The sequence below is a fragment of the Emticicia sp. GW821-FHT11C11 genome, from assembly GCF_058808615.1.
This window is the reverse complement of the sequence record NZ_JBXARV010000001.1, coordinates 1,609,873-1,633,861: the sequence shown is the minus strand read 5'-3', so window position 1 is coordinate 1,633,861 and position 23,989 is coordinate 1,609,873. Positions and strand designations below refer to the sequence as shown.

The window sequence follows — 23,989 nt, the reverse complement described above, 5'->3', positions numbered from 1 at the left end:
ACCTGCTTATGCCGTCAGCACTTGAAACTTATTATCTGAAACAACCTGAACCTATACAGGGTTGTCTTTTGGCGTTAAAGAATATCATTCTGGGCATCAGTCCTTTCATTACCCATGAACGAAAATTCCAGATACCTTTTTTTCTTTACAAGGGGCGAAAACTGGCATACCTTTGGGTAACCAAAAAGCGCCTGCAAGTAGGTTTTGTAGAAGATAAATGTTTACAGGAACCCATACCGGGTGTCCGATTGAAAGACAGGTATCAGAGTATATTACTTAACCCTGCCGAAGATATTCCTGTAGAAATCATTCTGGAAAATATCAACAGACTTATACATTTGTATGATAGCATAAACTAGTGCGGCAAGCTGCTCTCTCAAAATCGGCCATTCGCTTTTTATGCAAGGGTAGAAAGTTCTTGGTAAAGCAGCAGATAGCAATTTAAGAACCATATGAAAGTTACTCCTGACTCCCAAATGAAAATTATAGTATATTTGAGCAAGAGTATAACTGTAAACGATACTTGAGACCGTTTGCTTCATTTTTCCAATCTTATTCCACTATGCAAAAAATCTTTTCATATTCATTGGTAGCACTTACCGTTGCAATTGCAACGGCTTGCAGTCAATCAGAAAGTTCGTTCGACGAGCAGGACGGCCTGAGTTCGTTTAATCAGGATAGTCTGGTACAGCATATCGTCAAACTTGCTTCAGATGAGTTTCAGGGACGCCGCCCATTTACTGTTGGGGAAACCAAAACCGTAGAATATCTCACCCAGTCGCTCAAAAATATGGGCATTGAACCCGGAAACGGCAACGAGTATTTTCAGAAAGTACCAATGGTTGAGATCACCCCAACCTGTGCCCCAACCATGAGCGTAACCTCAACTAAAGGAAATTTCGCCCTGAAAAACATGGAAGACTATGTTATCTGGACTGAAAATACGGATTCTGTCATAACACTCAATAATGACGAAGTAGTTTTTGCGGGTTTCGGAGTAGTAGCTCCTGAATATAACTGGAACGATTATGCAGGCCTCGATGTAAAAGGGAAAATAGTCTTGGTGATGGTCAATGACCCGGGCTTCAGTACAGGTGATACCACGCTTTTTAAAGGGAAAGAAATGACCTATTATGGACGCTGGACCTATAAGTTTGAAGAAGCCGCCAGACAAGGCGCCAAAGCTTGTCTGATTGTTCATAATGAAAAAGCAGCCTCATATCCTTTCAGTGTGGTACAAAACTCATGGGGCAAGTCTCAGCAACACTTAGATACACGCGGAAGCAAAGAGTATCGTTGTCCGGTTGAGGGATGGATCACAGAGTCTGCTGCTAAAAAGTTATTAAACACAGTGAGTGAAGGCGAATCTCTACTGGCCAAAGCCAATGCAAAAGGCTTCAAGCCGGTTGCGTTGCCCATAAAACTTTCTACTTCCATGAAAGTGAAAGCCGTATTCAATGAATCGAAAAACGTAATCGGAAAAATAACAGGTACCAAACGCCCGAACGAGTACATCATTTATACGGCGCATTGGGATCACTTCGGTATTGGTAAACCTGACGCCAAAGGTGATTCTATCTACAACGGTGCTTTGGACAATGCCAGCGGAACAGCCGCTATTCTTGAAATTGCCCGGGCTTTTAAAAATATGACCAACAAACCGGAGCGCAGCATTGTTTTCTTATTTGTTACCGGCGAAGAACAAGGCTTGCTGGGCTCAGCCTATTATGCGCAGAATCCAGTATATCCGGCTAATGAAACAGTGGGTAATCTGAATATTGATGTTATCAACAATTTTGGCCGCACCAAAGACATCTCCATTGCTGGTGAAGGCCAGTCTGAGTTGGAAGACTACCTGAAGAAAGAAGTAGAAAGCAAAGGTCGTTACATTGCGCCGGAAGCACATCCAGAGGCAGGACATTATTTCCGTTCAGATCATTTCAGCTTCGCCAAAGTAGGTGTTCCTGCTTTAACAACAGGAATCGGGATTGACGAAATTGCTAAGGGTAAGGAATATGGCAAGACACAACAGGAGTTATATACCGAAAAATTTTACCACCAAACCACTGACGAATACAATGCCTCAACCTGGAAAATGGAAGGTGGGTTAGAAGACACTATCTTATTATTCCAGATAGGTAAAAGACTAGCTTTTGAAACCACCTGGCCTCAATGGAAAGAAGGCTCGGAGTTCAAAGCATTAAGAAAAAAATAATTCAGACTATACTATAACATAGTACAATGACTCAATCAACTGAAACAAACAGGCCATCGGCCATTACATTTATCTGTACCGTAGCTTTTGTGTGGGCTTCTTTATCTATACCTCTTATTTTTTTTAGTGAGAGTAAAAAAGTTGGTCCCTGGTACCCACTCTATCTTGCTTTTTCAGTCGTTGTCAGTTATTTAGGCACCGGAGGCATCTGGCTCTTAAAAAGATGGGGACTTTACATTTACCTTGTTTTCAATGTTTTACATCAGATTGTTCTGATCAGCATTGGCTCCTGGACCTTATTCTCAATCACGATTCCGGCCATTATTATCGGAGTTACCTACGCACATTTCAAGAGCCTGAAATAAAAAAGCAGCTATAAAAAATGAGCCGGTCGGGAAAATCCTGACCGGCTCATTTTTTATATATCTATCTGCTCTATTTAGAATCTCATTTATCAGGATTCAACAAATCGTAGAACTGATCCAATTTCGGCATCAAAATGATTCTTGTACGACGGTTAGTTGCACGACCTTCAGCAGTATCATTGCTTGTAAGAACGTTATACTCACCTCTACCAGCTGCAATCAATCTGTTTGGATCAACTTTGAAATTGGCTTGTAGCGAACGCGCTACAGAAGTAGCTCTTTTTACGCTCAAATCCCAGTTATCATTGATACAATCATTGTGGATAGCAACGTTGTCTGTGTAACCTTCAATCATAACCTCAAGGTCAGGACGAGACTTGATGATCTGTGCAATTTTACCTAAAACTTCATTTGATCTGGTCGAAAGTTTGAAACTTCCGCTTGCGAACAACATTTTGTCAGAGATATTAATCATTACAACAGTTTTATCAACTTTAACATCAATGTCTTTGTCTTCAATACCTGAACTCAATACGCGGGTTAAATTAACCGCCAAAGCAAGGTTAATAGAATCGGCTTTAGTTCTGGCAGCATGCAATAAGTTGATATACTTATCTTTTTGCTCCAATTGCGCCAAAGTTTTATCGATGTTGTCGTTAGCTGCTTTTGAAAGAACAGTCAGATTACCTACCTGCTCAATTTGTTTGTCGCGAAGACCTTTCAAATCAGCTACCTGATCTCTCAAATCTTTGATTTGCGCATCGCGTTGTCTGATCTCACCTTGTGATGATGTACCTAAGCTTGCTTTTTCTTGCTCAGATTTCGACAGACGGTCTTTGTAGTCTTGTACGGTATCTCCACATTTTACCAAATCAGCTTGCGCTTTTTCGTACTGTTGTTGAAGACCTGCATACTTCTTTTTCGCCACACACGACGACATTAAAATACCTACTACAATAAAAAATAGAAACTTAGAAGGGGTTCTCATACACTAATCTACTTTGTGTTTAGGGTGAAAAATTTCACAAATTTGAAAAATTATGAATTAATAAAAAATTAAATATGATCTCTCTTTTTGATTTTTAACTATAAATACTAAAACAGAGTGAAAAAGTACTATTTTTCAATAAAAAATGCCTTAATAAAGTGCAAATTTTATTATTTTTTAATTCATTAAGCTATCATTTAGCTTATGAAATCAATTATTAAGCGGCGTTCCGATTGTGCCTGAAATAACCAACGGTTATGTATACACTGAAAACAAAAATACTTTAATTTTTTAATAAAACCTTGATTGCTGTAAATAAAAATGCAAGTCTCTTATTTACCATTCGTGCTGTAATAAAATTCTTAGAATTTCTTCTGTCAGCTTTGTTTCAACATCGATTGTTTTCACTGACAAAATTACTGAGAATATAAAACAAGAGCCTGATAAATATCTCATTATCAGGCTCTTACAATTTTGCTTTTGCAGCGATTTTGTGACCCTAAGGGGAATCGAACCCCTGTTTAATCCGTGAAAGGGACTTGTCCTAACCGCTAGACGATAGGGCCGGCTGGTTCCATTTATCGTCTGCGTTCCAAAATTGTGGTGCAAAAGTACGACCTTTTTTTTACAATGCAAGAGTAGCACAAAAAAAAACTAAAAAAATTTCAAAATCTTTTTTCCGGCTCATTTTCAGAACGAAAAATATTATATTTGATGCTTATATGAAAACCACCTCAAACTAAGACATGAAAAGAATATTTCTGTATTGCCTACTCTTTGTTAATTCTTTATGGGTTCAAGCCCAAAAAACTAAAACACCCGACGAATTTCTTGGCTACAAATTAGGAACTAAATTCAGTTTTCATCATCGCATAGTAGAATATGCCAGATACATAGCCGCTCAGAATCCGACACAGGTAAAAATATTTGACTACGGCACTACATTTGAAGGCCGCCCGCTTATACTGGTTGCAATAGCTACTCCTGAAAACCTACCGAAGCTGGAAGATATCCGTACTTCAAATCTTAAAAACATTGGCTTACTGGAAGGGAAACCCACTGTAAAAGTACCTGCCATTGCGTGGCTAAGTTACAATGTGCATGGTAATGAAGCCGTAAGCTCTGAGGCAGTGATGCAGGTGCTCTATGAAATGCTTAATAAAAGCAATACAGTTACTCAGAATATATTAAAAAACACAGTGGTATTGATAGACCCGTGTATCAACCCTGACGGAAGAGACCGGTACGCTCAATGGTATAACCGTGTATCGAGCAAAGTGTTTAATGCGACCCCTTTTGCTGCTGAACATAACGAACCATGGCCGGGTGGGCGCTTCAACCACTATTTGTTTGACCCCAACCGTGACTGGGCCTGGCAAACACAGGAGATTTCGGCTCAAAGGCTTAAAATCTACAATCAGTGGATGCCACACCTGCATGCTGATTTTCATGAAATGGGAGTAAATAGCCCTTACTATTTTCCACCATCAGCAAGACCTTTTCATGAAGACCTTACTACCTGGCAAAGAGAATTTCAACAGACTATTGGCGAATACAACAAAAAGTATTTTGATAAAAACTACTGGCTGTATTTTTCAAAAGAAAGCTATGACCTGCTTTATCCGAGTTATGGTGATACTTACCCTTCTTATAACGGAGCCATAGGGATGACCTACGAACAAGGCGGTGGCGGCCGGGCCGGTATTGCCATAGCAAAAGACGATGGAGATACCCTGACATTGTCATACCGCATATCGCATCATTTTTCTGCCAGTCTGGCTACATTAGAAGCCATATCATCCAGGGCAGATAAAACTGTCGATGAGTTCGTGAAATTCTTCGAGCGCAACAAAAACAACCCCGTTGGCACTTATAAGTCGTTTGTTCTGAAAAGCAAAGGCAGCGAAGCAAAAGTAAAAGCCTTAACAGGCCTGCTTGATAAACTCAATATTACGTATGGTTTTGCGGGTAAAGAAGCTTCTGCTTCAGGTATTAACTATCAGAATCTGAAAGAGGAAAGTTTCAAAGTTGAAAACAATGATTTGATTGTGAGTACGTATCAGCCTAAAGGTACTTTTGTTAAGATTCTATTTGAACCCAAAACAGTATTGGAAGACTCGCTGACCTATGATATTACAGCCTGGGGACTCCCCTATGCTTATGGCTTAAAGGCTTACGCAACCAAAGAGAAACTATCGGTTGGCAATCCGCAATCAAGTTATACTATCCCGGCATTGAATGTTGACGGCAAGCCTTATGCTTATGTGGCGTCTTATAGCTCATTTGAAGATGTAAAATTCTTAACCCATATTCTGTCAAAAGGTATCAAAGTTCGTTTCAATGAAAATCCTTTTGAAACCGGCGGAAGAAAATTCGATATAGGCTCCATTATCATTACAAGAACCAACAACCTTCGCCTGGAAGATTCGTTCGATAAAATTGTTCAATCGGCAGCCAAAACTTTCGGTATTGATTTACTGGCAACCAACTCAGGTATGGTTACTTCGGGTAACGACTTTGGTTCAAGCTCTGTGAATGTACTGAAAAATCCGAGGGTAGCAGTCATTTCGGGTGACGGCGTGTCTCCTACTGCCTTTGGTGAAGTATGGCATTTCTTTGAACAACAGATCAATTATCCGATTACGGTAATTGAAGGCTCAACTTTTTCACGCGTGCCTCTTGACCAACTGGATGTGTTGATTCTGGCCGATGGCAGCTATGATAAAATTTTTGGCAATGGTGATGCCCTAAAGAAATGGATTCAGGGTGGTGGTAAAGTAATTGCGCTAGAATCAGCTACTAATTACTTTGCAGATAAAGACGGTTTTGGTTTAAAGCGTAAAAAAGACAAAGACAGCGAAGGGAAAGATAAACCAGAATTGAAAACCTACGGCACCCGTGAACGCGAAAGTATTTCAGAACAGGTTGTCGGAGCCATATACAAAGTAGAAGTTGATAAAACCCATCCGTTGGGCTATGGTACTGATGGTAGCTATTACCTGCTTGCACGCGATCCTTACAGTTTTGAATACCTGAAAGAGGGCTGGAATGTAGGCTATTTGAAAGATAATAATTATATCACAGGATTTGTAGGTCAGAAAGCCAAAGACAAAATGAAAAATACGATGATTCTCGGGGTTCATGAATTGGGACGAGGCAAAATCGTATACATGGCCGATGATCCGATTTTCAGAGGTTTCTGGTATGGAGGGAAATTACTATTTGGTAATGCAGTATTCTTAGTCTATTAAAATAACCTAATTTACGTTTAACTCTCATGCATTCAACCCGCCGTTCATTTCTTAAAACCGCCGCACTTGGCAGTGCAGCGGCATGTGCTCCTGCTTTAGCTCAGGCACAACCTGTTGTTCCAGCAGCGGGAAAAATTAAACTAAGTGTGTCAAGCTATTCTTACTGGCATTTTAAAGGTGAGAAATTCCCGATTGAAAAAGTAATTGATGAAGCTGCGAAACTAGGGCTCGAAGGTATTGATGTATTGCATCGCCAGATGGCCGGAGAAGACAACGCTTATCTGCAGAAGCTGAAAAAGCATGCCTTTGTAAATGGTATCGCCATGACCTGTCTGTCGATCCATCAGGGCTTTGTTTCTCCTGACAAAGCAGTATTGAAACAGCACATCGACCACACCAATCATTGCATTGAGTTGGCGTATAAAATGGGAATTCCATGTATGCGCTTAAACACCGGTCGTTGGGGTACAATCAAGTCTTTCGACGATTTTATGGCCAAAAGAGGTATTGAGCCTGCCATAGCAGGTTATACTGACGATGAAGCTTTCAAATGGTGTATCGACAGTATTCAGCAGTGTTTGAAAAAAGCTGAAGAATGTGGTGTGCTGCTGGCTCTGGAAAATCACTGGGGTCTTGGTTCAACACCTGAGGGTATGCTGCGTATTAAAAATGCTATTGATTCTCCGTGGTTAGGATTATTGATGGACACGGGCAATTTTCTTGAAAACCCTTATGATAAGCTTGAAAAAATTGCCCCGCAAACCAATTTTGTACAAGCCAAAACCTATTATGGCGGTGGCGTATGGTACAGCCTTGATCTCGACTATAAACGAATAGCCGATATTCTGAAAAAAGTAAACTACCAGGGATACGTATCTATTGAATTTGAAGGAAACGAAGATCCTCAAACAGGTGTGAAGAAAAGTGTAGATTTACTAAGAAGCGTTTTGTATTAATCTGCCTTATTAGCTATTTCATAAGCGTTCGTAATTCAGCTTGCGAACGCTTATTTTTTACCGGGTTTTTGCTTTTTTCTGCGCCTTACCCAGAGCATGAAGCCAGTAATAGATAGTATACCGGGGGTTAAGCCGGTTATTACATAGATAATTCTGATGGGTAACCCTCCATAACTGCCAATATGCAATGAATAGAACGTAGCTTCAAGTTTATTCCAAACACTCTCATTGGCAATCCGGTTTATTTGTATCAGTTTGCCAGTTAATGCATTGTATTCGACCGAATTACTACCTGCCCAGATTTTCCCCTCATTTTTTATTTGTCCTCTTACTATCAATTTCTTCTGTGGCTGAGTCGGAAGATACACATAGTCAGGCATCAGATCAGGCATTTCTACTAAGGCCTGCTTGTATAATGAATCGAGAGAATACCTGGCAAGTGTATTTGGTTGGGTTGGCACTACCTCTTTAGCCCAAACGTCACTATCAAAAGTAAACAGATTCAGCCAGAACCCGGTAAAAGCAATAATGGCATTGAAAAACAAAGACCATACGCCTACGATCCGATGTAAATCTGATGTAATTGTCCGCCAGTTTTTGCGGTTAACTCTCATCCGGAATGTCAGCACTTTCACTATATGCTTTCTGTAAATGACGATTCCCGTCAGAATTGAAATAAGGATGCCAATTCCCAGCAGCGCTACATAGGCGGCTCCGGGTACACCTAATTGCAAACTGAAATGGTACTGGTATATCCATTCTATAGCACTCGGGTTCAAATCATCTAGTTCTCCTTCGCGTAGAATTCGGCCTGTGTAAGGATCAAAGGTAATAAGGCCTAAGTCATAACTCGTTATCCGTGCATCGTTCAGATATAGCCTGAAATTGTATGCCTTATCAGCGGCATCATCAGGATTCATCCAGGCTATTCCATCAAGTGCCGGATACCGTCGTGTAATATCCTTATAGAAATAGTCTAAAGGCAGGCGGGGTTCCTTTACCGGCACTGTAAGCAGTTCTTTATTTGCCCAATTGTCAATCTCCTTTTTAAATATCAGTGCAGAGCCACTGAGCCCCAGTAGTATCAGAAAAAAGCCATTAATAAGCCCTAACCAACTATGTATCTTAAAAAGCTGCCGTTTAAATTTCATTTTTACTCTGGTAGTATTTCTATCGCAAGTCACCGGATTTTATCCTGCATTCTGATTCAGTATTAACACAGTTTGTAACCTTATTTTTTCCATGAGCCCAGTAAGACTTTTTCTCCGAAAACACTGCCAATCAGCAGTTTATTCCGCCATACTGCCCCTACGCTTGAGCCAGATAAAGGAGTGCCATCGTTCAGGTAAACGCTTTCCAGTTTCGGTTGTTCAGATGCAAAAGAAATCTTAATTACCTCAGACGGCGACAGTTTTGAGTGGTCACGGGCATGTGCTAGAAAAGCCAGTAATTTAGGGTGACATCCTACCCACAAATCTCCCGCTTCATCCGTTTCAATATTATCGGCTCCATTAATAGCAATCTCGCTGTTTTCGGTTAAGTTGCCAGTAGCTATGTCGCGGTCAAATATTACGATTTTCCTTCCTGTTGTAGCTGCTACGTACAATTTCTTTCCATCATAATTTACGTTGATTCCATTGGCATACAACAAATCATATGCCACAATTCTTGTCTTTTTGCCATCAAAATAACCTACATTTCCCATGGGTATCTGTAATAAATCTTTCTTTGAACGCCACCAGGACTTTACTTCATCGTGGTCGTTGGTAAAATAAAACTGGCGCTCACCTACTCCAACAATATCGTTCGGGCTGATGAACAACGCATCAGTTATGGTTTCATTATGAACCAGACTGCTGTCAGTAAACAAAAATATCTCAACCGATGTGTCTGATTTCCGGTGATTAACCACAAACAGCTGTTTTTTTCCATCAGGTAATTGATACAAACTGATACCATGCGGGTGGAAATCATTCAATGGCAGGTTTTGGGTCAGGTTTATCGGTTTCGGGGATGCTTCATTACAATTAAGCAGATAGATATTGCCATTAGGCGCATTCTCTGTATACATACTCGACGACACGAGGGCTAATCCTGTGGTTTTATCTATGGTAATATCTTCTGCCCCGGTAAATCCGTAAATTTCTTTAATTGTCCCATCAAAATGAGCTTCAATATTCGTAAAGGCGCCGGAATTCCAGAGAGTTTTTAATATAAATGCGGCTAAAATAAGCAGTAGCGCCAGGGCAATTTTTATCCAGCGTTTCATAATGATAGATTCGATAAATTCAGGTTGAAATTATACAAATGAACAAAAAGAAATTGAAAATGTAATTTTCGGAGGCAAAATTCGGCTCAATCAATTGTGAGAATAGAATAAATTGTCTTTCCTGCCGAGGGCATCGAATGTTTCAGAGAAATATTTTTCTGATAAGTGATTCATTAATCAGATAAATGCTTAAAATTGCTTTTAAATCTATTTATACCTATGAGAAAACCATTCCTGTTTTGCCTGAGCCTGTCAGTACTCACCCTGTATGTTGCCTGCCAGAAAATCGACACAAAAGAAGCAACTGATCCGCAACCACCTGTATATGTAATTGATGATTCGGCCCCGGTATGGGCAGATGAGTTTAATTATACTGGTTTGCCTGATGCCAGCAAATGGGGCTACGATATCGGAGGACACGGCTGGGGAAATGCTGAAAAACAATACTATACCAAAGATGCCAAAAATGCACGTGTTGAAAACGGTGTATTAATAATAGAAGCAAGAAAAGAAAAATATGAAAATAACGACTACACTTCGGCGCGATTGGTAACCAAAAATAAAGGCGATTTTCTATACGGACGTTTTGAAATAAAAGCCAAGCTACCTAAAGGCAGAGGCACCTGGCCTGCCGGATGGATGTTGGCTACTGATAAATCTTATGGCGCTAATTATTGGCCTGACAACGGCGAAATAGATATCATTGAGCACGTAGGTTTTGATCAGGACCGCGTTCACGGTAATATTCACACGAAAGCGTTTAACCATACCATCAAGACCAATAAAGGTAATAATATTGTTGTGCCGGGTGTATCAGACGGTTTTCACATTTATGCCTGCGAGTGGACACCCGATGCGATTAGTATTGAAATTGATGGCAACAAATATTTCACTTTTCCGAAACAAAGTAATTACGGTTGGGCAGAATGGCCTTTCGACAAGAAGTTTCACTTATTGCTAAATATAGCCATTGGCGGAGGTTGGGGTGGTCAGCAGGGTATTGATGACAGTATCTTCCCCCAACGCATGGAGGTAGACTACGTAAGAGTCTACCGCGCAGTAAAAAAATAAAGTTAAAAGTGGATAGCGGGAAAAGGAAGTTGTAAGGAGTAATTGTGTTAAAATAAGAAAAGCAAGAATCAGATGACTCTTGCTTTTGCTCTCGTCAAACTGCTGTTGATTATTAAAATCATCGAGCCGTTGGTGTTTGCGAACGGGCCGGTGACTTTAGGGCTTTCGCCTTATGCTTTGCATGCATTTATCGCTATAATTGCAACAAAAAACATTACTACAACAATTTCATCGAAATATTCGTAAAAAAACTTCTTCATTTTACTTAATTTTTGTCTTAACTTATGATTCCTAACACTCAAAAAAGGTTGGAATCTGCTATTAAAACTTGTTAAGTTAATTGAATATGAAGAAGGGCGTCTTCATGGCTATAACACTCTCGTGTTTGTAGTGCAAATATCGCAAAGACTATCAAGCATGCCAATACCCACTGCAGGGTATTTTTTAAGATTAACATCCGTACCAGTACGCATATCTTTAAATCAGTTTCCGTTCAACGGCATATTTTATTAACCCAACAATGGTTTTGGTGTTGGTCTTGCGGTAGATATTCTTTCGATGGGTTTCCACTGTTCTTTCAGAAATATACAATTGTTTAGCGATCTCAGCATTGGAATATTCCCTTGCTATGAGCTTTAAAATTTCTATTTCTCTATCGGTAAGACGATACACCTCTTCTTCAAGCTCGCTCCTGTTTGCAAGGCTTCTTAAGATTTCGTTTGAAACTTCCCGGCTAAAATAAACATTCCCTTTAGACACCTCATTAATGGCTTCAATCAGTTCATTACGGCCTATGGTTTTCAATATAAAACCTGATATTCCGGCATCCATTAGGTCATGTACTATCGACACATCATAAGAAACCGAAAGCGCCAGTATTTTTACATGCGGAAATTCCTTTTTAACTTTTTGAGTAAGTTCTATGCCTGTCATTTTAGGCATGTACAGGTCTGTTAGTAGAATATCGACCTTGTTTTCGAGAAGATAAGACAGTGCCAGTTTTCCGTCTAATAATTTACCTACTACCTCAAAATTATCGACATCCTGAAGCATAGCTTCAATACCATCAATCAGAATCTGATGATCGTCAACAATTAAAATTTTGAGTTTGGCAGTCATTAGGTTTAAATCAGACAAGAGGGATTTCAACAATTACACTCGTTCCTCTTCCAATTGCGGAATCAAAATTAACACTTCCATTCAAATATTCTACTCTTGTGGTCACATTTTTAATTCCAATCCCCTGATTTTTTACTTCTGCATTGTCAAAACCTTTTCCGTTGTCTTCTATTATCAGTACTAATTCCTTTTCATGTTTTACGAGTTCAATACTTACTTTGGTTGCTTCGGCATGCCTTATAATATTGCTCAGAACCTCCTGCACAACCCTGTAGAGCATGGTTTCAATTTTTTCATTCAAGCGTTCTTTAAGTCCTATTATCTGTAATTCGATCTGTAGTTCTCCTAAAGAATTGACTTTATTGACAAACTGTTTCATGGCTGTTGACAACCCCAGTTTTGTCAATGCACCCGGCATCATATTATGCGAAATCTCTCTGATTTCCTTGATACTATCTTCCAGCAAATCAAGAGAATTCTGGATATGCTCATTTTCAACTTTTCTTTTTGCCATAAAATTCCCCAATGCCATTCTGGCAGCAGCAAGCATTTGGCCTACTCCATCATGCAGATCACGGGCTATTCTTACTCTTTCTCTTTCTTCTGCCTGTAGAATGGCCTCTGTTCTTTGCTGCTGCGCCACAGCCTTCTCTCTGAAAAGTCGTTCAGATGTATCCTGCATGGCCTTTAATCTGTAGGCGAGTAAAACCATTAAAACGACAATTTCTATAATAAATGCAAAAGCGAAATAATCCATTTCAACTAAACGGCTGCCCTGCACAATTTCATAGTTGCTTAATGCCGAATAGAAAACAATCAGAGCTATAGGAAAATTAGCTAAAAGGAAATAAAAGGCTTCTTTTTTAAAATGGCCTACGTAAATACAATAAATTGAACTGAGAATTACATACGTAGTGGGTATCCAGAATACAACTCCCAGGGCCCGGTTCACTATAGAAAGGTACTTTTCAAATAAGATACCACCCAACAAAAGATTATCTACATACAGACAAATAAGCATGCCTGTGAGTATACCAATTAAACCCCAGGTCAGATTATTCACTACCCGGGTTTTAAGCAGATCCCATCGTAGGTATTTGCGTATAAACAAAAGCCCTGAAATAAGAAATAACAATGAAGCTACATACTTGAGCCTGTTGCCCGGCACACCAAATGAGCCATTCATATAATATCTGATAAAATACGCCTGTGTACTGGCTAAGAATCCCAGGGCCATCCAGACATATATTCCATAATAAAAATAGAGCATGTCTTTAAACGCAAACAACAGAAGAAAAGACAAAATAACCACAAACATTAATATGCCTGTTACCAGCCCCCAGTTATGATAGTCGGTTGAGTAATAATAATAATCGAACGCATTTCTTTCCCAGACAGTTATGGGAGCCCAGATAGACCCGACTTCTTTCTGGAGTTTCAGATAGCATACAACTTCCTGATTGGCTTTCAGTCTAACAGGGAAAAAAAAGTTTCTGTGCTTAACGGGTCTTTCAAGTTGGGGCACTCTCCAGGAAAGAAACTGTTCACTTCGAACTACATTGCTGTCAACCACGTAGAGGTGTCCCACATCGTATAACGGTGTAGGCAAATCAAGAATAAAATTCTGATCTATTTGTGTTGAGTTCTTTAGCTTAAACTTAAACCAGAACGGGTTACCTCTTGCCCAGAAAGTCGGTGCATTGCCTTTCGTCTGCTTGAAGCGGAATTTTTTCGGAGACCTTAGTATTTTTTGAATGGTAAGTTTACGGCTTTTGTCCTGAAAATAATGAAGCCCCGCCGGCATATTTTGTTTCTGCCAACTGCCATCATAATCTAATAAAATAACATTGGTTGTATCTTGTCCCAGCAGCTCAGGACTGATGCTGACAAAGAAAAAAAAACATAAAACACTGCATGCTTTGCTATAGGATTGCATTAATCTTATGATGACTTGCAGTTTCATAGAAATCAATAAAAGAAAATATAAGAAACAATAATAGCAGTAACTACTCCGGCTAAATCGGCCAGTAAGCCTGCAACCAACGTATAACGGGTATGTTTTATGCTAACATAACCAAAGTACAGCGCCAACACATACAGAATAGTGTCTGAACAAGCCTGAAAAACGCATGACAACCGGCCAACGAACGAATCAGCACCATAGGTTTTCATGGCGTCAATCATCATGGCTCTCGACCCACTGCCACTTAAAGGGTGCATCAAGGCTGTAGGAAGCGCATCCGTAAAATCGGTATTAACACCCGTAAGTCCGATCACCCACTTCAAGCCATCAACGATATAGGTCAGAGCACCACTATTCCGAAAAACACTGATGGCTACCAGCATGCCGACCAGATAAGGAATAACTTTTACCGATGTCTCAAATCCGTTTTTGGCACCGTCAATAAATGCCGAGAAAACATCAACCTTTTTGTAGACGGCCCCTCCTATAAAACCCACAATAAAAATCATGAGTATCATATTGCTCACTATCTTGGAAGTAGTTTCGATTTCCTCTTTCGATAAACGCGCAAAATACCAGATGACGAATCCGATAAATGCCGTTAATCCTGCCAGCCACGAAAATAGAGTCTTATCAAAAAAATTGATTCTCTGCTTTATTCCTACAAACAGCATACCTGTTAGTGTTGCTACATATACCGATATAAGCGCCGGAATAAAAATATCTGAGGGATCGGCCGCATTGTATATAGCCCGTTGCGCCATAATACTTAATGGTATCAGTACAGGCCCTGCGCTGTGCAGTACCATAAACATAATCTGGGCATTGCTTGCGGTATCTTTATGCGGGTTCAGTTCCTGCAAACTTTGCATGGCTTTCAGCCCAAAGGGTGTAGCAGCATTATCTAAGCCCAGCATATTGGCAGAAAAATTCATAATCATCTGTCCGTTTGCCGGATGATCCTTGGGTACTTCAGGAAAAAGTTTGCTGAAAAACGGCCCGATAATTCTGGCCATTCTTCTGATTACTCCCGCTTCTTCTCCCACTTTCAGTATTCCCAAAAAGAACGTCATTACACCGGCTAAAGGTAGAGCTATATCCATTACAGCCAGCTTTGCCGAGTCAAACATACCGTCAACCACCAGTTTAAATATTTCGGTGTCTCCGGTAAAAATGACTTTGATCAGGGCAATGACAAATGCTATAAGAAAAAATGCTACCCAAATGTAGTTTAATGCCATAAATTTGAGATTTTAGGGTTAGATTTGTTGGCAAGATATAAATAAACCAAGATTTATAATTGCTTGTACGTCATTTTCTGCAAAAATCTACCTTACAAGCCTAACGAACAATTCAATGACAAAACTAAAGCTAATTTCAGGAATCGCAACTATTGCACTGCTGATAGCAGGTTGCACTTCTACAACCACTACCAAAACAGGTGATAGCACTAAAGTTGATACAGTTCTGGTACCTAAAGATACTATTGTGGCTGTAACAGAAGAAAAAATTCCGGAATTAGAACAGCGCATGATAAACCAGGGGCTGGTAAATTTACAGACCCTCGACTCGACCATTATGGTTGAATTAAAATATTCTACTACTGACAATTTTGTTCATGCCGATGTATACGGTGACCTAACCCGCGCCTATATGCAGCAGAAACCCGCGGAAATGCTGGCCAAAGCCAGTAAGATTCTGCAAAGCCAGTATCCTGATTACAGACTGCTGGTTTATGACAGTTCAAGGCCGCTGTCGGTGCAACACAAATTATGGGCCATGCTAGACACCATACCCCCTGCTAAAAGATCCGACTTTGTAGCGAATCCGGCAGAAGGTTCTATTCATAACTTTGGGTCAGCAGTCGATCTCACTGTTTTTAACACTAAAACCGGAAAACCGCTGGACATGGGCACTAAATATGACTATTTTGGTGATCTGGCCTACCCCATTTATGAAGATCAGATGCTGGTGGAAGGCAAACTCACAGAGAAACAGATAGCTAACCGACTGATTTTACGCAATGCTATGCAAAAAGCGGGCTATATGCGCATTGACAGCGAATGGTGGCATTTTAATGCCATTTCACGTGCCAGAGCCAAAGAACTTTACAAAATTATCGAGTAATTACAGTCCACAGGTTTTAATCTATGTTTGAAGAGATAAATGCTTACATTGCCCGCTATGCCAATTTTACAGCTGATGAAGTAGCCGTGTTTAATGCAATACTTCAACCTAAAAGTGTTGCAAAAAAAACGTTTCTGCTTCAGGAAGGCGAAGTATGCAGATTTGAAGCATTTATTAAAAAAGGGTGTATCCGCACCTATTATTTAGATCCCAGCGGTGCTGAAGTAACGCTGCAATTTGCCATTGAAAACTGGTGGGTGAGCGACATAGCCAGTTTTCATGACCAAAAGCCAAGCCGGATGTTCATAGAGGCACTGGAAGACTGTGAGTTACTTTTACTGACGCCTGAAACCAAAGAAAAATTACTGGCGCAGGTACCCCGGTTTGAACGCATGTTCAGACTGATGGTACAAAGAAACCTTACCCGCCTGCAAGAAAGGCTTTTTCAGACCATTGCCACCACAGCTGTTGAAAAATATCTTGATTTTCTGGAAAGATACCCCACCATCCCTCAAAGGGTAGCCCAGCATTATATAGCCTCTTATCTGGGTTTTTCACCAGAGTTTCTGAGTAAGGTGAGAACCAAGCTGGCCAAAAACAAAACCTGAGCCTCTCTATCACTATCTGCTTCACTTCTTGTCCTAGTTCAATGTTTTTGAATTTTCAAGGCTGCAATTTTGTATCATCAAATCAACAACAAAGGTGTTGCGGTTTGAAACAAAACAATTCTTGAATTATAAAATAAAACAGACAATGGAAAATAACATATTAGGCATACACCACATAACCGCAATAGCGGGAGATGCCAAACGCAATTTCAACTTTTATACAAAAGTATTAGGCCTTCGTTTCATTAAAAGAACTGTGAACTTTGACGACCCCGGTACATACCATTTTTACTTTGCCGATGGCGAGGGTACTCCCGGTTCTGTACTTACTTTCTTCCCTTGGGGTAATGCGGTAAGGCAAGGCAAACGTGGAGCTGGCATGGCCACTGAAATCGGCTATGCTGTGCCTGAGGGCAGTCTGGATTTCTGGGTTGAACGTTTTAAAAAGTACAATGTCATTTATAACAAGCCATCAGAAAGATTCGGCGAAAAGTATCTTACTTTTCTTGATCCGGATGGTTTAAAACTGGAACTGATTGTACCAAAAAAGGCAGACGCCAGAAAACCATATGAAACTGATGAAGTAAAAGCCGATGCAGCAACCAGAGGTTTTTATAACACCACTATTACGCTCAATGACATTAAACCTACTGCAGCGGTATTAACAGAGGTGTTCGGGTATAAACTGATAGCACAGGAAGCTAACCGTTATCGGTATGCAACTGATGCCATTGAAACTGCCAACATTATCGATCTGGTTGAACTACCCAACGAAGCCAGAGGTTTAGGCGCCGGTGGCACGGTGCATCACATTGCATTCAGGGTGAAAGACGACGCAACACAAATGGAATACCACAAAAAAATTCAGGACTTAGGTTTTCATATTACCCCGCAAATAGATCGTAATTACTTCCATTCTTTGTATTTCAGAGAACCGGGTGGCGTATTGTTTGAAATTGCCACTGACAATCCCGGTTTCACGGTCGATGAGTCTTTGGAAGAATTGGGCACTAATCTTAAACTGCCTGCTCAATATGAGTCTCGCAGGAAAGAGATAGAAGCACATTTGGTAAAACTGGATTAAAACAAACCGCTCATTTATTATGGACTTTCAATCATTAAAATATGTATATGAGCCCGCAGGTCAGGCAGGAGCAAACACCTTGTTGCTCCTGCACGGCACAGGCGGCGACGAGCGGGATCTGCTCCCCATTGCCAAAGATTTTGGTAACGATTTCAATATTCTGAGTTTAAGAGGGAATGTATCCGAGAATGGAATGCCCAGGTTTTTCAAAAGATTGGGCATGGGCATATTCGATGAAAAAGATTTAACATTCCGCACACACGAAATGGTAAACTTTATCAAAGAATTATCCGTGAAAGAGCATTTCGATAGCTCGAAAGTAATAGCCTTAGGATATTCGAATGGTGCCAATATTGCCGGAAGCACATTGGTGCTGTATCCTGATTTTCTGGCAGGCGCTATACTCTACAGGCCTATGCAACCTTTTAAAAGTGTTAGTGCTGCGTTAAAAACCATTAAAAACACGCCTGTATTTATGAGCAACGGTATGGTTGACCCTACGGTTAATCAGGCTGATACTGCCCGATATGTCAGTATCCTGAAAAACGCAGGTTTCGATATAGACAGTTATAGTATCCCGACAGGTCATCAGCTTACCAAAAATGATTTGCAGCTTTCTGTTGAGTGGTACCAAAAACACTTTGGTTAAAAAAAGTTAAATGCAAAGGATAACAGCCACAGATAGTATCCGGTTGAAATAGTTTTTTTAGATTTGCAGAAAGATTTTGCCTATCAATCATGAAAAAGACTTTATCGGGTATTTTTATCTTAGCTGTTATCCTTTTTTCCTGTAACAATGCTGAAGAATCTACCTCTGACAAAAAAGAAAGTATCCCCCTACTGCCCTTTCAATTAGTTAACACTTATCCGCACGATACCACTGCTTTCACTGAGGGCTTTTTAGTGCATAATAATCAATTGTTTGAAAGCACCGGTTCACCAGAAGAACTTTCAGAGACTTCATCCGTCATCGGTATTCTGGATTTAAAAACTGGGCAACTTGATAAAAAAGTAAGGCTTGATAAATCGAAATACTTCGGTGAAGGCATTGCTATTCTGAACGATAAAGTATATCAGCTTACTTACAAGTCTAAAACAGGATTTGTATATGACCTGAAGACATTCTCTAAAATAAAAGAATTCGCGTTTAACAACGCTGAGGGCTGGGGATTAACAACCGACGGGCAGTCGTTGATTATGAGTGATGGAACCTACACACTGACTTATCTTGACCCAAGCACCTTATCTGTTATCAAAACACTGCCGGTAAGAGAAAATGGCTATGCCAAAGAACAACTGAACGAGCTTGAGTTTATCAAGGGATTTATTTATGCCAACATCTGGCAAACCAATGAGATTGTTAAAATTGACCCCACTACCGGAAATGTAGTTGCAAAACTAGACCTTGGAACTATAGCGGCCGATGCCCGCACCAAACATCCGAAATCACTTGAAATGAACGGAATTGCCTTCGACTCTACCAACAATAAGATTTATATAACCGGTAAAATGTGGCCAAAGGTTTATGAAATAACATTTAGCCATTAAGAATCTGATTATCCGGTGTCTGATTTGATTCAGACGGTTTTGGCTTGTAGAAAGCGTGTATTTTTTACTTATTACTCGGGTCTATTTAATAGTTTATTGGGCTTATTGATTTGTTTTTCAAAGATTTTATTACAAATTATTAGTTTTTTTCGTATCTTTGCATACTTTTTTGGAAGACACTCCCAAATAAATTATTTTTATCGATATGCGTAAACTTCGTATTCTGTACGTTGCCAGTGAAATAAATCCCTTCCTGCAAATTTCAGAAGTAGCTGAATTTCTTCGTAAACTTCCGCAAGCCATGCAAGAAAAAGGCATGGAAATCAGAATTCTGATTCCACGTTTTGGTTCCATCAATGAGCGCAAAAACCGGCTTCACGAAGTTGTAAGATTATCTGGAATCAATATTTCGGTAGGTGAAGACGAAAAACCGCTTATTATTAAAGTGGCTTCTATACCAAGTGCTAAGTTGCAAGTTTATTTTTTAGATAATGAAGACTATTTTAACAGGAAATACGTTTTCTTAGATAAAGAGGGAAGTTTCTATGATGACAATGATGAAAGAACAATCTTTTTCTGTAAAGGTGTTCTTGAAACTGTGAAGAAACTGGGATGGGCTCCTGACATCGTACATTGCACCGACTGGATGACAGCTCTGATTCCTTTGTATCTGAAAACAACTTATAAAAACGATCCGGTTTTCAAAGATACAAAGTCAGTTTTTACAATTTATAATAATGCTTTTGAGCATAAGTTTGACGAAAACATTCTGGAAAAAGCCAAAGCAATGGACGTATCAGATGAAGCCCTGGCTAATCTACGCTCTGCTGACTTTGAAGGTTTCATCAAAATTGGTTGTCAATATGCCGACTCGATAGTGAAAGCTAACGAGGATATGAACGAAAATTTAAGTAAATTATTGAATGAAATTACAGCTAACAAAATTGAAGCAGGTATTGAAGACGACGACGTTACAGAAACGTACTTTAATCTTTACACAGAACTCGTTCCTTGAAAATAGCGGAAATTTCACACATAAAATGCGGAACGTAGCCCTTATGCTACTTTCCGCATTCTTTTTGTCGTGCGAAGACCCTATCAACATTGCAGTAGACACCCCTTCGGATGGTGGTCAGTTTTCAACTTCATTTACTGATACCCTCACAGTAGCGCGAGCCACAGTGATGATTGATTCTGTCGTGACATCAGAGCAATCGGGTGCAGTTGTAGGGCATTATAAAGATCCTGTTTTTGGAGATGTATCCGCTACTTTATATGCGCAAGTAACGCTACCGATTGATGGTCTCACCGGAGCCTACGCAGCATTGACATTTCCTGAGGCCGATAAAGATAAAGCCGTATATGACTCAGTGTATGTATTCTTAAAGCATAACGGATTTGCGTACGGAGACTCCACCAAACCTGTTACACTTAATATACACCGGCTGACTGAAGACTTCGTTAAAGGAAAAAGATATATCAATACTAATTCTTTAGCTTACAATCCTACTCCTCTGGCCAGTCAGGTACTTACGTATAAAGACTTTAAACGTGCTACTACCAATAGTCTGGACAGTTTGATTAAATTCAAATTGCCCAATACAGTAGGAACCGAAATCTTCTCATTAGTAGGGAAAGACCAGTCATCAGATATTGATAAATTCACTGCTGCTGTAAAAGGTTTTGCCTTAACAATTAATAATGATGCTCAGACTGTCTACGGTGTTTCACTCTCGTTGGATAGCTTCCCGATGATTTATTATCATGCAGAAGGAGATACCGTGGGGAAAGCTTTTTCTTTAACGTTTCTTGGAGAACGTTTCAGCGAAATTAAAGGTAACAGACAGGGCACTGTTGTTCAAAGCCTGAAAGAGTTAGAATCAATCCCTTCTCAGGCAACCGGGAATAAGACCTACATTCAGACAGGAGCCGGTATTACAACCAAGATATCATTCCCTACCCTTGCCAATTTATTGAAAGTAGGAAGCAGCAATATAGCAATTAATAAAGCAGAGTTAATTATTGAGCCTGATTTGGATCAGGTCGCCGGAAATTTACGGCCACCGACGCAATTCGTGCTCGTTGAAATCGGAAAAGATAATCGACTGAAAAAAACAAATAATGTTGAAGATTTCGTAGCGCTTGATGTAGCCACGGGTGTGCAATACGTTTCAGAATACAACAGTACCAACAATAATTACAAATTCAACTTTACCTCTTATTTACAAGATCTTCTGAATAACAAAAAGACTACCGACGGCATTGCGCTTGTACCTAGTCTTGTTAGTGTTGATAATTCTACAGGAGCTTCTACAATTGGCATTTATAATAATAACGTGACTCGAGCAGTTATTAAAAGCATAAAACTGAATGTTTATTATTCAGGCAAGAAATAACATCTGATAGATTTTCGCACAGAAAAGAGGAGACCGAAATCTCCTCTTTTTTTGTTTTATTATTGGATTTTTTTCATAAATTTGAATAGTTATATAGCCAAACGTTGGATTTTTCTAATCTTAAATTTCTTTATTCATAGAAAACTAAAATCATTTTATACTATGTGTGGAATTGTCGCTTATGTTGGGCACCGGGAAGCTGCTCCGCTCATTATCAAAGGACTTAAAAGACTGGAATACCGCGGATATGACAGCGCAGGTATCGCTTTATTAAACGGGCAAGGCCTGAAAATATATAAAAAGAAAGGAAAAGTATCTGACCTTGAGACAGAACTGAAAGACAAAGAATTACATGCCTGTGTAGGTATCGGGCATACCCGATGGGCTACACATGGCGAGCCTAATGATGTAAACGCTCACCCCCATTATGCTACTAATAAGAAACTGGCTATCATCCATAACGGTATCATCGAAAACTATGCAGCAATCAAGCAGAGTTTACTCAATAAGGGTTATACTTTTGAAAGCGCCACAGATACCGAAGTACTGATTAAGTTCATAGAAGACATCAAGGCCAATATGTATTGCTCGTTGGAAGAAGCAGTCAGAATTGCACTTCATGAAGTAGTAGGTGCTTATGCCATTGTGATAATTGATGAAGAAAACCCGACCCAGCTGATAGCCGCACGCAAGGGAAGTCCACTGGTAATTGGTGTAGGTGAAAATGAGTTTTTCTTTGCTTCAGACGCCACACCTATTATTGAATACACGAAAGAAGTGGTTTATCTGGAAGACTATGAAATAGCCATAGTAAAAGACAACGAACTGGTAATTAAAAACCTGGCCAACGAAGATATTTCGCCTTATATAGAAACGGTTGAAATGGAACTGGAAGCCATTGAAAAGGGAGGATACGACCATTTCATGCTTAAAGAAATTTTCGAGCAACCACGTTCAATTGCTGATTCGATGAGAGGCCGGATTCATTTGGACGATGCTACGCTTCAATTAGGCGGTCTGAGAGATTATCTTGATAAAATAGCACAGACCGACCGCATTGTTATTGTAGCCTGTGGAACTTCCTGGCATGCAGGCCTGGTTGGAGAATACCTTTTTGAAGAACTTGCGAGAGTAAACGTAGAAGTTGAATATGCTTCGGAGTTCAGATACAGGAATCCGATCATTAAAGAAGGAGACATCGTCATTGCCATTTCCCAGTCAGGCGAAACAGCCGATACATTGGCTGCGCTTGAACTAGCCAAATCGAAAGGGGCTATTATTCTGGGGGTTTGCAATGTGGTTGGTTCTTCTATTGCGCGTATCACCCATGCAGGTGTATACACTCACGCCGGCCCCGAAATAGGCGTTGCCAGCACCAAGGCATTTACGGCACAGGTAACCGTATTGAGCCTGATTGCCATTGCCACAGCTCAGAAGAAAGGCACTATCAGCCAGAACCTGTACAAAGAGCTTTTACTGGGACTGGATGCCATACCGTCAAAAGTTGAAAAAATCCTGAAAAGTGCCGAGAAAATAAAAGACATATCAAAGCTGTTCACTTTTGCTTCCAATTTTATCTTCCTGGGCCGGGGTTTAAATTTCCCGGTAGCACTTGAAGGCGCCCTGAAACTGAAAGAAATTTCGTACATCCATGCCGAGGGGTATCCTGCTGCAGAAATGAAACATGGCCCTATTGCACTGATTGACGAAGACATGCCAGTAGTATTTATTGCAACCAAGGATGCTTCCTACGAAAAAATTGTATCGAATATTCAGGAAGTAAAAGCACGCAAAGGGCGTGTAATTGCCATTGTAACAGAAGGAGATAGTCTGATACCCAAAATGGTAGATTTTGTAATAGAGGTGCCCCGCACCAACGATCTGTTGATTCCGCTGATAACCTCTATACCATTGCAATTAATTTCTTATTACATTGCCGTAATGAGAGGCCGAAATGTAGACCAGCCGCGTAACCTGGCCAAATCGGTAACGGTAGAGTAAGCCCGGTCATAAAAAAAGCAGTAATCGC

20 protein-coding genes and 1 tRNA gene are annotated in these 23,989 nt (G+C 40.1%); 14 read left to right on the top strand and 7 right to left on the bottom strand.

Features of this window, described 5'->3' with window-relative positions; all coding sequences use genetic code 11:
• Window positions 1–8 precede the first annotated feature (8 nt).
• The 3 genes from AC1RRY_RS06935 (at window position 9) to AC1RRY_RS06925 (ending at window position 2,580) form a co-directional block, all read left to right on the top strand.
• A complete protein-coding gene (locus AC1RRY_RS06935; RefSeq protein WP_492817072.1) occupies window positions 9–359 on the top strand; it encodes a DUF5655 domain-containing protein in 351 nt (116 codons plus the stop codon).
• Window positions 360–562: 203 nt separating this feature from the next.
• Window positions 563–2,215, top strand: coding sequence for a M28 family metallopeptidase (locus AC1RRY_RS06930; RefSeq protein ID WP_492817074.1), 1,653 nt, complete (start codon window positions 563–565; stop codon window positions 2,213–2,215).
• Between the two features lie 26 nt (window positions 2,216–2,241).
• A complete protein-coding gene (locus AC1RRY_RS06925) occupies window positions 2,242–2,580 on the top strand; it encodes a hypothetical protein (protein WP_492817076.1) in 339 nt (112 codons plus the stop codon).
• 82 nt (window positions 2,581–2,662) lie between these two features.
• On the opposite strand, the gene AC1RRY_RS06920 is transcribed toward AC1RRY_RS06925, so the two are convergent.
• Complete coding sequence (locus tag AC1RRY_RS06920) at window positions 2,663–3,568, bottom strand: OmpA family protein (RefSeq protein WP_492817078.1); 906 nt, start codon at window positions 3,566–3,568, stop codon at window positions 2,663–2,665.
• A gap of 494 nt (window positions 3,569–4,062) precedes the next feature.
• Window positions 4,063–4,134 (bottom strand) — tRNA-Glu (locus AC1RRY_RS06915).
• A gap of 180 nt (window positions 4,135–4,314) precedes the next feature.
• On the opposite strand from AC1RRY_RS06915, the gene AC1RRY_RS06910 reads away from it, so the two are divergent.
• Together AC1RRY_RS06910 and AC1RRY_RS06905 are read left to right on the top strand one after the other, a co-directional pair.
• Window positions 4,315–6,819: a M14 family metallopeptidase gene (locus tag AC1RRY_RS06910; RefSeq protein WP_492817080.1), complete on the top strand. Its 2,505-nt coding sequence runs from the start codon at window positions 4,315–4,317 to the stop codon at window positions 6,817–6,819.
• A 26-nt stretch (window positions 6,820–6,845) separates the two neighbouring features.
• A complete protein-coding gene (locus AC1RRY_RS06905) occupies window positions 6,846–7,775 on the top strand; it encodes a sugar phosphate isomerase/epimerase family protein (protein WP_492817082.1) in 930 nt (309 codons plus the stop codon).
• 50 nt (window positions 7,776–7,825) lie between these two features.
• Here the strand turns inward: AC1RRY_RS06905 and AC1RRY_RS06900 are convergent, their stop codons facing one another.
• Together AC1RRY_RS06900 and AC1RRY_RS06895 are read right to left on the bottom strand one after the other, a co-directional pair.
• Entirely contained in the window at window positions 7,826–8,926 is a 1,101-nt protein-coding gene (locus AC1RRY_RS06900) for a PepSY-associated TM helix domain-containing protein (RefSeq protein WP_492817084.1), read from the bottom strand.
• Window positions 8,927–9,006: 80 nt separating this feature from the next.
• On the bottom strand, window positions 9,007–10,044 hold the full coding sequence (locus AC1RRY_RS06895; protein ID WP_492817086.1) for an SMP-30/gluconolactonase/LRE family protein: 1,038 nt from the start codon (window positions 10,042–10,044) through the stop codon (window positions 9,007–9,009).
• Window positions 10,045–10,263: 219 nt separating this feature from the next.
• Here AC1RRY_RS06895 and AC1RRY_RS06890 point away from each other — a divergent pair, with 219 nt between their 5' ends.
• Window positions 10,264–11,115, top strand: a complete 852-nt coding sequence (locus AC1RRY_RS06890) for a glycoside hydrolase family 16 protein (RefSeq protein ID WP_492817088.1) — start codon at window positions 10,264–10,266, stop codon at window positions 11,113–11,115.
• Window positions 11,116–11,592: 477 nt separating this feature from the next.
• Here AC1RRY_RS06890 and AC1RRY_RS06885 read toward each other — a convergent pair whose 3' ends face one another.
• Genes AC1RRY_RS06885 through AC1RRY_RS06875 form a run of 3 tightly spaced genes read right to left on the bottom strand, consistent with a single transcriptional unit; the run spans window position 11,593 to window position 15,438 of the window.
• Window positions 11,593–12,234 carry a response regulator gene (locus AC1RRY_RS06885; protein WP_492817090.1) on the bottom strand — a complete coding sequence of 214 codons (642 nt, stop codon included), beginning with the start codon at window positions 12,232–12,234 and terminating at the stop codon, window positions 11,593–11,595.
• Window positions 12,235–12,244: 10 nt separating this feature from the next.
• The gene (locus AC1RRY_RS06880; protein ID WP_492817092.1) at window positions 12,245–14,197 is read right to left on the bottom strand and encodes a sensor histidine kinase; all 1,953 of its coding nucleotides are present in this window, start codon (window positions 14,195–14,197) and stop codon (window positions 12,245–12,247) included.
• Between the two features lie 5 nt (window positions 14,198–14,202).
• Entirely contained in the window at window positions 14,203–15,438 is a 1,236-nt protein-coding gene (locus AC1RRY_RS06875) for a nucleoside recognition domain-containing protein (RefSeq protein ID WP_492817094.1), read from the bottom strand.
• A 115-nt stretch (window positions 15,439–15,553) separates the two neighbouring features.
• Here AC1RRY_RS06875 and AC1RRY_RS06870 point away from each other — a divergent pair, with 115 nt between their 5' ends.
• The 8 genes from AC1RRY_RS06870 to glmS all read left to right on the top strand — a co-directional run bounded on the left by AC1RRY_RS06870 (window position 15,554) and on the right by glmS (window position 23,961).
• Window positions 15,554–16,324, top strand: coding sequence for a M15 family metallopeptidase (locus AC1RRY_RS06870; protein ID WP_492817096.1), 771 nt, complete (start codon window positions 15,554–15,556; stop codon window positions 16,322–16,324).
• A 23-nt stretch (window positions 16,325–16,347) separates the two neighbouring features.
• Window positions 16,348–16,932 carry a Crp/Fnr family transcriptional regulator gene (locus AC1RRY_RS06865; protein ID WP_492817098.1) on the top strand — a complete coding sequence of 195 codons (585 nt, stop codon included), beginning with the start codon at window positions 16,348–16,350 and terminating at the stop codon, window positions 16,930–16,932.
• A 145-nt stretch (window positions 16,933–17,077) separates the two neighbouring features.
• Window positions 17,078–18,016 carry a ring-cleaving dioxygenase gene (locus tag AC1RRY_RS06860; protein WP_492817100.1) on the top strand — a complete coding sequence of 313 codons (939 nt, stop codon included), beginning with the start codon at window positions 17,078–17,080 and terminating at the stop codon, window positions 18,014–18,016.
• Window positions 18,017–18,035: 19 nt separating this feature from the next.
• Entirely contained in the window at window positions 18,036–18,665 is a 630-nt protein-coding gene (locus AC1RRY_RS06855; protein WP_492817102.1) for an alpha/beta hydrolase, read from the top strand.
• A gap of 89 nt (window positions 18,666–18,754) precedes the next feature.
• On the top strand, window positions 18,755–19,564 hold the full coding sequence (locus AC1RRY_RS06850) for a glutaminyl-peptide cyclotransferase (RefSeq protein ID WP_492817104.1): 810 nt from the start codon (window positions 18,755–18,757) through the stop codon (window positions 19,562–19,564).
• 205 nt (window positions 19,565–19,769) lie between these two features.
• Window positions 19,770–20,579 carry a glycogen/starch synthase gene (locus AC1RRY_RS06845; RefSeq protein ID WP_492817106.1) on the top strand — a complete coding sequence of 270 codons (810 nt, stop codon included), beginning with the start codon at window positions 19,770–19,772 and terminating at the stop codon, window positions 20,577–20,579.
• Window positions 20,580–20,622: 43 nt separating this feature from the next.
• Window positions 20,623–21,960, top strand: a complete 1,338-nt coding sequence (locus tag AC1RRY_RS06840) for a DUF4270 family protein (protein WP_492817108.1) — start codon at window positions 20,623–20,625, stop codon at window positions 21,958–21,960.
• Between the two features lie 162 nt (window positions 21,961–22,122).
• Complete coding sequence (gene glmS / locus AC1RRY_RS06835; RefSeq protein ID WP_492817110.1) at window positions 22,123–23,961, top strand: glutamine--fructose-6-phosphate transaminase (isomerizing); 1,839 nt, start codon at window positions 22,123–22,125, stop codon at window positions 23,959–23,961.
• Window positions 23,962–23,989: the final 28 nt, after the last annotated feature.